17 protein-coding genes are annotated in these 15,122 nt (G+C 36.6%); 3 read left to right on the top strand and 14 right to left on the bottom strand.

What is annotated here, in order from left to right:
* Positions 1–298: 298 nt before the first annotated feature.
* Entirely contained in the window at positions 299–739 is a 441-nt protein-coding gene (locus tag KHB02_RS27860; protein WP_213146170.1) for a cell wall hydrolase, read from the top strand.
* A gap of 353 nt (positions 740–1,092) precedes the next feature.
* Here KHB02_RS27860 and KHB02_RS27865 read toward each other — a convergent pair whose 3' ends face one another.
* Positions 1,093–1,299, bottom strand: coding sequence for a DUF1657 domain-containing protein (locus KHB02_RS27865; protein ID WP_098576330.1), 207 nt, complete (start codon positions 1,297–1,299; stop codon positions 1,093–1,095).
* An 893-nt stretch (positions 1,300–2,192) separates the two neighbouring features.
* Between KHB02_RS27865 and KHB02_RS27870 the strand changes: the two genes are divergently transcribed.
* Entirely contained in the window at positions 2,193–3,695 is a 1,503-nt protein-coding gene (locus KHB02_RS27870) for a phospholipase D-like domain-containing protein (protein WP_213146169.1), read from the top strand.
* A gap of 413 nt (positions 3,696–4,108) precedes the next feature.
* On the opposite strand, the gene KHB02_RS27875 is transcribed toward KHB02_RS27870, so the two are convergent.
* The 7 genes from KHB02_RS27875 to KHB02_RS27905 form a co-directional block, all read right to left on the bottom strand.
* Positions 4,109–4,354 (bottom strand): hypothetical protein, encoded by a 246-nt coding sequence (locus tag KHB02_RS27875; protein ID WP_213146168.1) that lies wholly within the window; start codon positions 4,352–4,354, stop codon positions 4,109–4,111.
* A gap of 61 nt (positions 4,355–4,415) precedes the next feature.
* Positions 4,416–4,964 (bottom strand): competence protein ComK, encoded by a 549-nt coding sequence (locus KHB02_RS27880; RefSeq protein WP_213146167.1) that lies wholly within the window; start codon positions 4,962–4,964, stop codon positions 4,416–4,418.
* A gap of 485 nt (positions 4,965–5,449) precedes the next feature.
* Complete coding sequence (locus KHB02_RS27885; RefSeq protein ID WP_213146166.1) at positions 5,450–5,680, bottom strand: helix-turn-helix domain-containing protein; 231 nt, start codon at positions 5,678–5,680, stop codon at positions 5,450–5,452.
* A 92-nt stretch (positions 5,681–5,772) separates the two neighbouring features.
* Positions 5,773–6,255, bottom strand: a complete 483-nt coding sequence (locus tag KHB02_RS27890) for a sigma-70 family RNA polymerase sigma factor (RefSeq protein ID WP_213146165.1) — start codon at positions 6,253–6,255, stop codon at positions 5,773–5,775.
* 355 nt (positions 6,256–6,610) lie between these two features.
* A complete protein-coding gene (locus KHB02_RS27895; RefSeq protein ID WP_213117301.1) occupies positions 6,611–6,748 on the bottom strand; it encodes a YvrJ family protein in 138 nt (45 codons plus the stop codon).
* A gap of 123 nt (positions 6,749–6,871) precedes the next feature.
* Positions 6,872–7,090: a DUF2922 domain-containing protein gene (locus KHB02_RS27900; protein ID WP_213146164.1), complete on the bottom strand. Its 219-nt coding sequence runs from the start codon at positions 7,088–7,090 to the stop codon at positions 6,872–6,874.
* Positions 7,091–7,267: 177 nt separating this feature from the next.
* Positions 7,268–7,486, bottom strand: coding sequence for a DUF1659 domain-containing protein (locus KHB02_RS27905; RefSeq protein ID WP_213146163.1), 219 nt, complete (start codon positions 7,484–7,486; stop codon positions 7,268–7,270).
* Between the two features lie 312 nt (positions 7,487–7,798).
* On the opposite strand from KHB02_RS27905, the gene KHB02_RS27910 reads away from it, so the two are divergent.
* A complete protein-coding gene (locus tag KHB02_RS27910; RefSeq protein WP_213146162.1) occupies positions 7,799–8,197 on the top strand; it encodes a (deoxy)nucleoside triphosphate pyrophosphohydrolase in 399 nt (132 codons plus the stop codon).
* 26 nt (positions 8,198–8,223) lie between these two features.
* Here the strand turns inward: KHB02_RS27910 and KHB02_RS27915 are convergent, their stop codons facing one another.
* The 6 genes from KHB02_RS27915 to KHB02_RS27940 form a co-directional block, all read right to left on the bottom strand.
* Positions 8,224–11,127, bottom strand: a complete 2,904-nt coding sequence (locus KHB02_RS27915) for a DEAD/DEAH box helicase (RefSeq protein WP_213146161.1) — start codon at positions 11,125–11,127, stop codon at positions 8,224–8,226.
* A 269-nt stretch (positions 11,128–11,396) separates the two neighbouring features.
* Positions 11,397–12,053 (bottom strand): hypothetical protein, encoded by a 657-nt coding sequence (locus KHB02_RS27920; RefSeq protein WP_241114150.1) that lies wholly within the window; start codon positions 12,051–12,053, stop codon positions 11,397–11,399.
* A gap of 173 nt (positions 12,054–12,226) precedes the next feature.
* A complete protein-coding gene (locus KHB02_RS27925) occupies positions 12,227–13,297 on the bottom strand; it encodes a PD-(D/E)XK nuclease family protein (protein WP_213146160.1) in 1,071 nt (356 codons plus the stop codon).
* A gap of 2 nt (positions 13,298–13,299) precedes the next feature.
* Positions 13,300–13,539: a hypothetical protein gene (locus tag KHB02_RS27930; protein WP_213146159.1), complete on the bottom strand. Its 240-nt coding sequence runs from the start codon at positions 13,537–13,539 to the stop codon at positions 13,300–13,302.
* Between the two features lie 138 nt (positions 13,540–13,677).
* Complete coding sequence (locus tag KHB02_RS27935) at positions 13,678–14,169, bottom strand: hypothetical protein (RefSeq protein WP_213146158.1); 492 nt, start codon at positions 14,167–14,169, stop codon at positions 13,678–13,680.
* Between the two features lie 521 nt (positions 14,170–14,690).
* The coding region (locus KHB02_RS27940) for a hypothetical protein (protein WP_241114151.1) at positions 14,691–15,122 on the bottom strand (432 nt) is incomplete at its 5' end.

Raw genomic sequence — 15,122 nt, forward strand, 5'->3', positions numbered from 1 at the left:
CAAACGACGATGCGACGAGCCGAGAATAATAGGCTTTAACTAAAGGGGAAATAAATGCCTTAAGACTCCCAAAAAGGGAGTTCTTTTATATTTATTAAGTTAATTCAGTTTTTAAGGTAAATTCCCAGTTGAGATTGTGAATCGGTTCACTTCAACTAACGGGTGCAAGAGTTAAAGATCGGAGCTACCATATTGGTGGCTTTTTTTTATTGGACTAACGGGGCAGTATAGTTGAATAAAGGTATAAAAAAACATGAATGTAGGCTTTTTTTCATAACTATATTTTTGGGGTGATAAAATGCCAAGAGTAAATTATCGAAGTTATGAAGTGGACGAAATGGCAAGGATGATGAGAGCAGAGGCTGAAGGTGAAGGAAAGCAAGGAATGTTATATGTTGGAAATGTAATAGTAAATCGGTGTGTAGCAACCTGTTTAGACTTCAAAGATGTAAGAACTATTCATGATGTAATATTTCAAGTACAAGGTGGAAATTATTCTTTTGAAGCAGTTCAAAAAGGAAATGTTTTTTATCAAAGAGCAAGAACATCTGAAAAAAGATTAGCAAAACAAAATTTGAATTATTGGAGAGATTACCCAGCGAAATTTGCACTATGGTATTTTAATCCACATGGTCCATGTCCTCCAACATGGTACGGTCAACCTCATACTGGTCAATTTAAAGAACATTGTTTTTATGAACCAAAACCTGGAACATGTGATAGTGTTTATAGCGGTTAAGCTTACTCTTTGAGTAAGCTTTTTTCATGTTCGGAATATTTACACAAAATAAACCTTTAGTAATAGTTTTATACAAGAAAACAAGATTGTGAAATATTGTACTTAAGCTAACGAAGCATTTAGTTAAAGAAGAAATAATCTTCTATATCGCTCTATTGCAATATAATTTCATTTTTTTCGGATGTGCTATTGTAAAACCACTGATGAAACAAAGAATGGTTTATTTAAAAACAAAACCATCCTATTATGGATGGTTAAGGAAAATGGACCTGATTTTTCATATAATATCATATTATAATCTTCAGAAAATGAATCTGGGTTGATTAATCATATTTAAGAAAAACGCTTACAATTTATTGCTGTTTGTACTGAGGTTCTTCACTTTGAATTTCTTGAAGACGTGGTTCAAGACTATCAAGAACCTGTTGTGTTTGTTGTGCTGCCTGTTGATAAAGCTGCTTGGCATTTTGGTTATCGGTTGCTAAAGCGAAGCCTTCAAAGCTCGCTTGTGCACTTTTTAAACCTGCTAGTGCTTGTTGAACTTGTTTTCCAACTGTCATTGGTTAATCATTCTTTCGTATGATTTTGAATTTCGAAAGTAGTATGTGGAAATTATTATTAGCTTATGTAAAAAGATTAAGCAAGAATGTACATTCCAATCGGCGGCATAGAAAACCAATCAATAGGTGGAAGAGTTTAAAGCCTTGCTCCAATATGTATTGGGTAATTTACCAATTTTAACAAAATGCAAAACCATCCTAAAAAAGGATGGTTAAAGAAAATGGGCAAATTTTATTTTATATCTTAATAAAATTGTACGCTAAATATTACTAGGAAATTAACACAATATTGATTAGCACCAAAAAGCACCCAAAGGATGACTTATAAGAAATTAATAAATAAGGTATGGCGGATAATATGGATATGGATACCAGTAAACATATCTATAAGGACCATATAAACCAATAGACCGCCCAATACTCCATCCAGTAATCCTGCTAGAAAGGGGTTTCTAAGATAGGGTCTTCAAAAAAATGGAGGTCTCCAGAAAATAGGAGGTCTCCAAAAAAAAGGTTTTAGAAAAGGCGGTCTAATGAAAATTGGTCTCCTTATAATTCGTTCATCTGTATTTGTTATATCTATTTGTTGTGGCATAACCTGTACTTCTGAATTCATAAAAACAGTCCTCATTTCTTTTTGCTATTAAGAATATGCGTTTATATCCCGTTTCTTGTGCTTATATCATTGTTTTTAATAATTCCAACCATTAATGTCAAGCCAAGTTTTCAATAAAACAAAGGACCACACGTTACTTTTATTGAGGTATTTGGAAACCCTTCAATATCAAAAAAGAGAAAAACATGGGTACCAATTGTTTTCGTTAATCCCAGGGTTATATGTTATAAACTTGTTACTATTTGCACATTTTAAAAGGTAAAAGAGGGTGCTTATTTTGGGATGGATTTTTGGACTTTATTTATTAAATACTGTTTTTATGATAATTATGGCGATTCGAGAGGTACGGCGACCAGCAGTGGCTTTAAATTGGATAACCATTAGTTTTATATTCCCTGTAATTGGATTTGGGCTTTATTTAATTACATCAAATCCCATACGTATGAAACGCCGTAAAAAGCCGACTTCTACTTCTAACGAATCAGACACGCTGCCTGATTCCCTTGGCGGTTCAGCTCAGGTGATCGCACAAGCATTGAAACATTTGACCGTGGATGGATTGAGGACTGGTCATGTACAGGTGCTCATAAATGGGATTAAAACCTATGATCTACTAATGGAATCTATACAGAACGCCAAAAAAACGATTGACCTGGAATATTACATATATAAAGACGACCAAATTGGAAGGCGTATTACGGACTTACTGATTGAACGGTCATTGGACGGTGTGAATATCCGTTTTATAAGAGACGGTTGGGGGAGCAGAAAATTATCTAAAACTCAGATTTTTCGGATGATGGATGCAGGAATAGAATGTCGGACTATTTTTCCTTTACGTCCCCCTTGGATTTTTTCAACTTTGAATAACCGGGATCATTGTAAGATTGTTCTAATCGACGGTAGGGAAGCTTTTACCGGTGGGATTAATATTGGGGATGAATATACCGGATTAAAGCCAAATGTAGGACACTGGCGTGACACTCATGTAAGAGTAGTGGGTGAGGCTTCATCTGATTTGAAAATGATCTTCGAAGACCATTGGAATATTGCTTCACCAGAACAAATAAATACAAAATCTAGAATGAAAACAAAAACTGCAAAAGATGGTTCCCCCATCACTCCTACAACCGGCTTATCAAACCCATTTACCATGTTGACAGAATGGAGCACCGAGTTGGGGACTATTGAAGAAACAAACGCGAATGAAGTTCCGACCAATGGGATGCACCAAGCCTATGTACAGACAGTGGAAGGCAATCCTGGTATTCCTACGCCAGTTATTAGGCAGGCTTACTTTATCGGGATAACACAAGCCACAAAGACTGTTGATATCACCACACCCTACTTTGTACCAGATCAAGATATTATTATGGGACTTAAGACAGCAGTTGAACGTGGAGTACGTGTAAGACTGCTGGTTCCTCGTCAAGGGGATCAAAAAATCGTAGAACATGCAAGTTTTACTTATTACGGAGAGTTGTTGGAAGCAGGGGTTCATATCTACCTATATAACAAAGGCATGCTGCACGCGAAGTCGATGGTTATCGATGGGGAAGTAGCGGAAGTAGGAGCAGCAAACTATGATATGAGAAGTTTTCGCTTAAATTACGAAGTTTGTGAATTTTTTTACAGTAAAGACGTAGCAAAAGACCTTACAGAACAATTTGAGCGGGACCTACATGATTCTGTCTCTTTACAAATGGAGGATATATGTCAGCGCTCTCCTTTACAGAGGTTAATGCAGCAGGGTGCCCGTCTCCTTTTTCCGTTGTTGTAGCCATTAACATAGTATCAAATTTGGGAATACAGAATTGGAAGAGAGATTACTGGTTTATTTTTAAGTTGTTATATAATAATTGTGAAAGGTTTCACTTAAACTAATGGGTGCGTTAATGGAATAAGCATATGTATTAAATAAAGGCTGAATATACAAGATTTTATGCATTACCTGTATATTCAGCCTAATTTTTCATTCAAAAAATATACCGCCATTGACGACATTTCTTAATGCCAAATACACTTCTTCGAAGAAAATAGAATTCCCTTTCCCAAAATAAATATACGGTTCAGTTTTGGGGATGGTTTTTTATGTTCAAAACCAAACTGTCTCTGTATCTAAGAAAGATAAAAAGACCAAGCAGCTTATCTTGCTTGGTCTTCCTACGCCAGGAGTATATTAAATTCGCGGACTTACCTATTTTTAGCTTTTCTGTCCCGCATCAATTTGGCCAAATCCCCCATTGCCAAACGGAAGGATTCGTCTCTAACCTTATGTACGCCGTAGCCCTCTAAATCATCATATCCCCGAAAGTTATTGGTTGTAAAACATTTGTATCCCTCTGGAACTTTAAATATTTCTATATCCACATACAAATTCCTGTTTAAATATAAACGGAAAAGTTCGTGTGTTTCAATCAATGGTTCAGATGGATTCATGTGTGAACTCCTTTCAGATATACCATAAACACCGCGATTATGTTATTTGAACAAAAGACACCTATTTTTTTATCTTCTTGCGGGATCTCTTCTGGCTCTTTAGCAATTGCTCCCTCCTTGGATGGAGGACGAAAGAGAGTGGGTTGCTGCCGAGTTCCCCTGTAATCTTCTTTAATTGGTCGGCATTTTGCAGCTTCGTATTAAAGGATGTTAGCCGGCAAGGAACAGTGATGATGAGACCGTTCCGTAAAGTGACTTTAGTTTTTAGATAAAAGCCATTGGTCCTGACAATATACTCGGGATTAAACCACATGGCGTCCTCATGTTTAGCCGATTTGGTGGCAAACACACATATATTGTGAATCGGATTGACCATGATGGGACACATTGAGATGTCACCAAGAATCCATTTGGCAGTGGCAATTGCCCCTTTTAAATCAAAACCGATACAGCGAATGCTGTCTGCAAGAATTTCCAATGGAGACTTGTCGACAATGATCGTTCGGTCCAGTTCACGTACGAGTGAACAAGGCTTGCCATTTCGGTCATAGTGTCCCGCCATATTCATAAATTGCTGGTTGATAATATAGAATTTTTCAATGTCCAACATACTCGCCCCTCAAATGTTAGTTGGTTGAATTTTTTCCGAAAAAAGATATACTATCCATAAGTTAGTTTTTTTAAAACTAATGGGACCAAGAGTATCGTCTTTCCGGGACACTTGCTCTTGGTTGTTTTTTTGCCCTTTTCACATTTTCCTCAACTCCTTTCCTGCATACAATTGAATGAAGCGGTTGCAAAAATATATAATTTTAAAAGAGCAGTGACTTGACATTATAGGTTTGAAAAACGCTAAGAAAAACTAGAAAGCATCTGACTGACAAAGAGGTTGGTTGGGTAAGAATTTTCATAGTTAGTAGGATATCTTGGAGAATATTTATTATTTTTAAAAAATAATTACACATAAAAAATAACACAAAATATTACATAATTGGTCTGTTTTTACAGAACAAATCGTAACATTTTGTGTCGAATTTTAGCGTTTTATGGCGAATTATTAACGAGTTCTTCTTATAGGTATGAGAAAGGCAAGTATCATTCTTCTTCTTCATCGGTGTCTACCAAGTCAATAATCTGACGAATATCTTTTACATCAAGTGCTTCTGCAATCTTTTCAATATGGCTAAATTCAATTCGCTTCCTTTTTTGATTAGCCAATTCGCTTATAGCTGCATGGCGTACATCAGATAGAAGGGATAATTCTCTCATTGAAATTTTATACGTATCAAGCAATTTATGGATTTTTACATATACTTTTTTAGCCATAGATTGCCGCCCACCAATTCAAAGTACTATAAAGAAAAATTAACATAACGGCACTTTTTAGGTGGTACGCTTAAGCGTAACGTTTCATCAAATCAATTCATGATTGCCACTTTTATTTTCTCCCGCGCTCCTGTACGCCATTGTTTTACTGCCGATACTGTAACTTTTTCCAGTTCGGCGATTTTTTTAACGGTAAGGTCATCCCAGTAGGTGTACAAAAGCCATTTCTGCTGATTTGTGGTAAGCGTTTCGCAATAGGATAACAGGATTTCTCTTTCCAAGGTTCTGTCTGTTTGGAAATCACCAGCTATCCTCCAGAATTCCTCCTCCAGAGAAACACATCTTTCCTTAGCTAGCGCTATTTTTCTCAGTTCCACGAGCAGGCGGCCTCTGATAAACGTATAAGCATAGTTAGTGAAATCCCCCTTTTCGGGATTAAATCGCTGGCAAACCTCCCAAAGGGCAATCAGGCCATGCTGATAAAATTCTTCCTTGTCTTTGTATAGATGAAGGGAGTTGATGATTTTATGAATCATTGGTTTATATTGTTCTGCAATCTGTTCAAAGCTTTCCAACGGACGTTCCTTTCAGGAAAGCGCGCTTTGCCAATGTATTCCCGGGTACCTCTACCATAACGGGAATCCCTTATTTCATCGAACTCCTCTAATTCACTTTCAACACAAAAAAGAACCCCTAACCCACACATTTTCGCTTCAAAATACAAATATGGATGCGTTTTTTTGAATTTCGAACAAATACAATAAGAATTGATGCACGGGGACGGTTCTCGTGTGTCATTTTTATCCATTGGGCTAGAAAAGTTTTGGGGCGGACAGGGGGATACTCATTTTTTTAGATGAAAGCCAACTGCCCCGTAGAAAAGGTAGTTGGCTTTAGTCATGTTGGGATTACCAAAGGGCGGTATGATGATCACCCCTTCATTCGCTCAGGTAGGCTCTGTATCGACTGGACGACTAAATCAAGCTTGGATTCTATTCGATATAGAAGATATAGGGTCACAACGATCGGGAAGCCGACCTCATTGATAAATGAGATGATTTGTTCCACGGCAAATTCTCTCCTTTCCGAATTTATTTTAAAAGAGGCCGGTTTCGTAAAAGAATCCGGCCTCTCCCTTAGAACATATCGATTTGACCAAATTCCCCTGCAAATCCGATACCTAATAACCTATTAAACAATTTCATACTCAACTACGTTGCGGTCGATGACTCTTGCGCCTTTTGACGCAACATATCTGCCGCTGGCCGATGTAAATACATCTGCAGCAATGATCTGTTCCATCGCTTGTTTGACTGCGGCCTCATCAACCGGTTCCTTAGGGTTGTCCAGAGCAATGCGGGCGGTCTTTCCAAACTCCGTACCAAACATTAATTCCAATGTTTTTGCCATTCTTATTCACCTCCTTTCTTTGAGACATGGGGACGGTTCTTTTGCTTCATTTTTTTTCCAATCCTCCTGCTTGCTAGGTTTGAAGCTTCGTTGATTCATAGCATAAATAGCTTTTTTAGATTACCCGAACCGTGCCCGTGCATCATTTGAATCACGAGAATCCCCCCTTAGCTTCCGTTACGCAGTAAGTTCAGTACTGTCGCTTCGTTCTACCTTGTTTAGCGGGTCATTGCATAAAGCAGAAATGGCTGTTGCAACTTGGAATAACTGGTCAACAGTAGATTCCATTTTGATGTTGCTGAATGTTTTGGTTTTTAGAACAGGATTTCCCTGTTCGTCCAAGTCCACCTGGAATGCCAGTCGAAGCTTTGAACCTTCTAATAATGCTTGTGCCATTGTCCCTCACCTCCTTTCACCCTTTATTTATGGTTTTTGGAGGGAAAAGGACAGGGTGGGAAATATTTTTTTGGAAGTCAAAAGGAAAGACCAACGAACAATGATTTAATTGGAAATTCAGGACGGATGATAGAAATAGCCCAAGATATTTAATCATGATCAACCAGATTGGGATTGATAGCGTAATGGAGATAGTTGAGAAAACAGGATAAATGTGTAAACTTTTTTATAAAACAAAAAAACACCCCTTGCAGCATCTAACCCTTAAAAGTGGTATCATAATGGCTAGTGAAATGTTTGAGGAGGATTATCTTGAAAAAGCTTGTAAAAGTTGTTGCAGCCATTATCGAAAACGAACACCAAGAAATTCTGTGTGCTCTTAGATCTCCAGAAATGTCGATTCCAAATAAGTGGGAGTTTCCTGGTGGAAAAGTGGAAGCAAATGAGGATATTTATTCAGCCCTAAAAAGAGAAATTGATGAAGAGTTGGACTGTAAGATTGAGACCTTTAATGAAGTCTTTAATGACATCACCCATGAATACGACACATTTATTATTAATTTGATCTCAATTAAATGTAGAGTAGTTGAGGGAACACCGACGCCAACTGAGCATTCAAAGTTAATCTGGTTAAAACGGGAAAACTTAGATTCGCTCAAGTGGGCACCTGCGGATGTACCAGCAGTTGAGCAATTAATCCAAGAAAAATAGTCTTCTCAAAATGAGAAGACTATACACTAATCATCCGTACCATTGACGATGTAATTATAAAGCTTATTTTCTAAAGGATTTTCCATTACCAAGTTCATATGAACAACTGGCAGCTTTTTGCCCTTACCATCTTCCATGATGGCCTGTTCGATATTATTTTTATCCGGGGTTGCTTTTCCTAAATAATAAAAATCAGTTCCTTCATCATTATCTTTCTTTACAAAAATATGAAGGTCAATCCCTTTTTCTTTTGATGCAATGATTGTTTTCACTTCTCGGGATTCTAACGTTCTGTTGCTCCTAGTTGACCACTTAAGGACCTCAGGGCTTAGGAATTCTTCCGCATAATCTATACTAGATTCAACGTCTTCATTTTTGTGATAAGTCACAAAGATCGGACAGGTGCCGTGTTTTGTTTTATACCCATAAACGGTAGAACTTTCATCGTTAGTCCAATTCAAAAGTTTACATGCATCTTTTCTTGAATATTTCTGATAAAGGGTAAGAAGTTCCTCAGATTCGTATAGCTTAGATTTTTCCTTGGCGCTTTTTATAACATCTGTTACTAAAAAGTTAAAATACGTATTATCCAATAAACTGGCTCGAACCATATCATTAAATGTAAAGGTACCATCGTCTTTTAAAATAATAATTGGCTGATTACCAAACTTCTCTTTATAACCTTGTGTGAAAAATTCCAAATTAAAGACGCGCAAAACTGAAGAAAGAATCTCCTCATCAATAGGACAATTAAAATGAATTAAATTCTCTATAAAATAATCATATTTTACTGATTCTTGTTTTAAAAGAAGGTCTAATAAAATAATCTCATGCTTCCTTTTGCCATTTAAGATCTCCGTAGAAAGCATTGTCAGAGCACTGTTTTGATACTTCGTCAATAACGGTATATCTTCCTTTAGCTTTATTAAAAATTGATAATAGTTCGTGTACTTATCGACTATTACTTCCGGGTCAATGGAATGGTTCGTTACAAAATCATATAAATAAGGAGTTCTACCAATTCGATTTTTCAACTCAACAAACGCTTCTTTTAAAACCTTTAACGCAGTCAAATTACTATTGTTTATCGCTTTAAAAATCTGCTTTTTGGCAATTTCCTCAAAATTAATCGTAGAAACACCTTTAATATAGCTCGTATCCTTAATATAACGACGGATATTATCCTTGTTCTGTGATTTGTCCCCTGAAAGGGCAATGGGAATTAAATAGTTATTTTTATAATTCCCGATAAAATCAATGATTGTTACAAAGTCCTTTGTTAAATGTTTACGAAGTCCCCGGCCAAGTTGTTGTATAAAAATGATACTAGATTGGGTTTGTCTTAGCATGACTACTTGATTAACACTAGGAATGTCGATTCCTTCATTAAAAATATCAACTGTAATGATATAATCTAATAAGCCCTCTTCGAGTTGCTTTACCCGACGTTCCCGTTCATCCTGATTGTGATCCCCGACTAAGGCTACTGTTCGTAGTCCTTTCTCATTGAAAGCATCAGCTAATTTCATTGCCTCCTCTTTCCTACTACAGAACATTAACCCTTTTACTTTTTCTCCTGAAAAGCCATAGTAATGGATTTTTTCAAGAATATGATTAACGCGTTCCTCGGTAACAAGCTTTGCTAAAACCGCTGTTTCATCAATCATCTCACCATTATATTCAAGGTCGGTAACCCCAAAATAATGAAACGGGCATAGCATATCTTCTTCCAAGGCTTCTTGTAAACGAATTTCATAAGCAATGTTATAATCAAAAAGCTCAAAGATATTAAAATCATCTGTCCGTTCCGGTGTAGCGGTCATTCCGATTAAAAAGTCCGGATTGAAATAGTCAATAACCTTCTGATATGATTGAGCACCAGCTTTATGTACTTCATCAATTAAAATATAGTCAAATTCTTTGGAATCAAACTGGGCTAATGTTTCTCCCTTCGAAATTGTTTGAATCGTGGCAAATAAATATTTCGCATTTGTCTGCTTACTAGTACCCGACAGTATCCCAAAATCCGCATCTACTCCGCCAAGTATCTTTTTAAAATCTTCTTTAGCCTTTTGCAGTATTTGCTCTCTATGCACAACAAATAGCATCCGTTTTGGAACAAACCGTCTCACGTCAAATGCAGACAAATACGTTTTACCAGTTCCTGTTGCAGAAATGATTAAACCCTTATTTGCTCCCGCATCACGAATCGCCTGGATTCCTTGCAATGCCGCTTCTTGCATTTTATTTGGCTTTATTTTCAGTGCCTCTTCGATAGAATTGGTACTGTATTGAGACGGTAATTCTATCACCTGGTCTAAAGCTTTGCTTTGAACAAGTGGTGTATACCTCTTCTCGTACGTTTCAATCCATTCTTCATTTAAAGGAAGAGCATCGTTCCAAACTTCTTCAAATTGATTATTAAAATGATTAACAATTTCCCCATTTTCGTGCGAAGTCAACTTAACATTCCATTCGTAATTAACTTTTAATGCATGGGCAGTTAAATTGGAGCTTCCAACAATTAAAGAATAATGGTTTCTTTGATTAAATATGTATCCTTTTGAATGGAACCCTTCTAGGATAGTCGTCCGAACTTCGACATTCTCAATTTTCATCAGTTCCTTAAAGACTTTTGGCTGATTAAAATTGAGAAAGGTTGAGGTTAAAATACGACCCTTTACCCCTTTACGCTTAAGGTCTAGAAAATGGGATTTGAGGGTTGCCAGGCCGCTTTCTGTAATAAATGCTACAGAAAAAATAAATGAGTCGCAGCTGTCTAATTCATCAAGTAAGGTATTTAATACATTTTCGCCTTTTTTTGCATTATTCACTAATAACTTCGGCTTATAAATTCCGGTTTTATTGTACTCTTGGTCAATAAAGCCCTTATGTAAGGAGACTTTTAGATTATCGATAAAATTACTCATTTGATCACCATTCATTACCAATTTGATATATCAATTGTAATGCTACTTGAAAAGGACTGCAACCTAATAACAGATAGAAAAATTCTATTACTGTTTTTAACAACTTTGTTAAAAATAGGTACAGTTCTCCGCACAACAAATGAGATATTTCACAAAACCTATTAAAAAGAGTGCCTGTCACACCCAAGGATTCGACGAAATGCGAGAGGTGACACAGGCACTTAACTCAACTATAAAAAACCTACACTGATTAAAGTGTAGGTCTTTTCCTAATTTATACTAACTGTAGCCCTTAAAGGGGATTTGCATTTTCCACATTTAATGCTCTCTTTATTCGCTGATAGAAATCTATCTAACGGGATTCGATTTTTAGTTCCACAGCTTAAACAATCAATGAATTCATATTTTATTTCGCTGGAAGCACTGTTTTGAGCTGTAGCCTTAGTAGCTGATTCAGCTTCCCTCATTTCGATGACACGCCTACAAACTTCATAGCACTCATCAATATGCGAATTCCCAAGATATTTCATAGCTCCAAAGCTAATTCCCGCAGAAACTGCTTGGCCAATAAAAGGGACATACTTTGCAACCTGCTTAACCGCGACTTTAGCTCCTACTTTTTTTAATAACATAGTTATAGTTTGTTTTGTAATATACTTACCTACCAATTCACTACCAATAGATGAAATAATAACTGCAATTTTACCCTTTATCACGGAATCTAATTGGTCAAGTTGCTCAGGGGATAATCCAAATTTTCTATTGATTGCCGGGAGAAGTTCCATCATTATAACCACATCTGCCCCTACATCAGCACCTGGAACTGGAACCACTGCCGCTGCAGCAGAAGCTGAAGCCCTTTTATTTACCATGGTCTTACACTCTTCTTTAATTCTGTTTAGTTCTGACAAAGTGTTAGGTATCACCGTTTTTACCCCCAAATAATTACTTTTTCACTTCCCATATTTCGACAAACTAATACAAATCCCTCCTTTTTACCTACTTTTTTAGTATAAATCAGAAAAAAGAGTGCCTAGCACCACTCGAATCCTGTCGAGGAAAATTCGACAAATTGAGGGTAGTGACACAGGCACTCAATCTACTCTAGATTTTTAAAGTAGTTATTTAGGTGCTGAACAATCAATTTAAACTCTTCCTTAGCACCGTTCAAATCATAGGTTAATTCTGACTTATAACATAAAATGGTTTCTTTCCCTTCCTTCCAATCCTGATAACCTCTATATAAGAGTTTGGTATTTTCAAACTCTTGTTTTGACTTTTCAATTCCATAGACATAGTAATAGATCTTAAATTTACCGTCTGGCAGTAATACTAAAACCAAATTGGTTTCTTTCCCCCAAACATCCGGACAATAGAATCTAATCGCAACTCTTGGAGACCAATTATGAATCTTCTCTATTACTTCTGTTACTGAAACCTCATTGATAACGGCAGTAAACTGCTTTTTAATTGAAGTTATATAATTATCTCTAACCTCAATTAGATTCAATATTTTACTGTAGTTTTCCTGAACAAAATCTATCATTTTTTGATCCACTTTGTATTCACCTATCACTTCTTCTAAATTTAATAAAAAATCATGTAAGAAAAATAACCATTTACCGTTAGTTGAATTAAACATATATGGTCCTGCATTCTTTTTAACTTCAAAAATCAAATCATGATATAAAATATTCTTCCACGGAGCTGGGACTCCGTAAATTTCATTAATGGATAATATGGCATAATAAGGTGTTTTATCTGGATACCTTGTATTTATGTAAGACTCATAATCATTCAAAGGATTGTTCAAATAATGATAGATTTTGTTTTCTATCACTAATACCCAGTCGCTGCCGGCAATCACAAGGTCTATTCTGTTCCCATTTGCAGTTATAGCCTCACGCTCAACAACTTCAATAAATTCTGCATCAAGGTTTGTAATTTCATTGCTGATGTTCAACAGGTTTATGATACTTGATAATAGCAACGTCCCAAATCCATGCTCTTCTCTCGAATCAATAAAGAACGCTAACACATCACTAATCGGATTTTCATAATGACCTCTGCCACCGATTGAGAATACCGTTTTCTCTCTCTTAGCCTGTTTAAATCTGGTTGCCTTTTCTATGATGTCTTTGTATTCAAGGAAAATATTACTTTTATTCATGTTTATTCACCTTTTCCTCTAAACGGTGCTATTTTTGAAAATAATGCAATCTTTCTATTTTTAAATTCCTCTTTTGATATTTGTCCACTATCTCTTAAAGCCTTGAGCTTTTCCCACTCCTCTTTCCGCACTTTTCTCTCTCGGTCTTCCAAATATAAATAATCTTCTTCTGTCATACCGGATGTCATAGCATCTTCAAGTTCTTTACCACTTAATCCCCAAAGAAAATCCCATTCACTCATAATATTTCTCCTCCAATCCAAAAAAGTAATGTAGATATTAAAAGGCACCACCGCTCCAACAGCAATCAATATTGATTAGTCCCGAATTTGCCAATAAACAAAATCAACCTTTTTTATATCGGTTATTCTATTATTGGGCTAGACCTTGTCAAACAACTTAATAATCATTTGCCCCTCATCATGTTTTAGAATGGTATCGTATTTGTTGATCAACTCGGTGTATATACCGATGGCCTCTTTCATTCTATTTTTCTTATAATAAGCAGGCTGCTTAAATCCGAAGTTCTTTAGCACAACAGAATCCCAAATCGGCATAGAGGGGTTCAAAGTTGCAACCAGTTTGCTTGAAAACGACGCCTCAAACCTGTCCTGTTGTTCATATATATATGTAATGGTGTCTTCAAACGAAGGCGGATTTTCTTTATTCCGTTCCATAAAAGAAAAAAATGTTTCATAGAATAGTGGAGTCCGCTGCCTTACTCGATAGAATCCATTGAAAATCTTTTGGAATTCCTGATCCCTCGATACATCAACCTGATGAACAAGGTCCATTATTTTTTGATATTTTTCAATGCCCGGTGCTGCTTTTGTTAATGCCTCTATAATCTTTGTCTCATCCTTAATGAGCACTGCACTCCACCCTCATTCTATCAAAATAATCAAAATACTCATAAGACTATTTTACTATAAAGCCAATTACCAGAATAAGGAAAATTAAAACTTGGCACTACCCGAATCTCGTTGAGGGCTACTCGACAAAATACGGGGTGTGACAGGCACTCGCCTAATAAGGAAATCCAGGACTATGTTAAAACCGCCGATTCTGAATGGCTATTTCCATTTAGGAAGGAGATTCACCCATTCTTTATGGGGTAACGTCCCGAAATTCTTTCCAATCACCCCTCGGTTTAACTCGTTTACAACCGACAGCCAGGACAGAGTAGAATTTAAGCAATGGCGAATTCAGGTACTTCTGTCGCATCTATCTGAGCATTACCTACTATATTAAAGCCAGATATTTTTTCATTGTTATAACAAAAAAGCAGCTTCCTGTTGGGATAACCGCTTTTTTCCAACTTTGATCCCGATGGTCGTAGCCGAAGGAATACTTATTCGAAATAGAATATGAAGGTTTATTTCCTCCTCACACTTCACCCCACCCTCTCAAACCACCCCGCTATAGCCGGAAAACTCATGAACTCCTTCCTCATATCCCGAAAACTAACCAACTCTTTTCCTCTCACAAACTCGAATTCTAGTGGATATTCGTGACAGTTTAATGGGCTTTGCTGAAATGTTTCCACAAAGAATTGGATCGCCTCTTGCGGGCTGCTGGCATAGATGAAGAAAAAGTCCTTCTTGTTCATCTTCAGGGAATAGACGCGAACCTTTTTAATGCCTAATACATTCTTTCGAATCAATTCCGCTACTTTCTGGTTATCTGCTTGAACTGAGTTTAATATGGATGCATCGTCCTCTAAGGATATTTTCTGATCCGTAAGTAAATGGTAGATGTAATGAGCCAAAGTAGACTCTTCAAAACGAAAACTATCTTCGTAAGCTTCTTTCACCAACATGTGATT

Origin of the sequence: Neobacillus citreus, from assembly GCF_018343545.2 — a bacterium.
GTDB lineage: Bacteria > Bacillota > Bacilli > Bacillales > Cytobacillaceae > Neobacillus > Neobacillus citreus.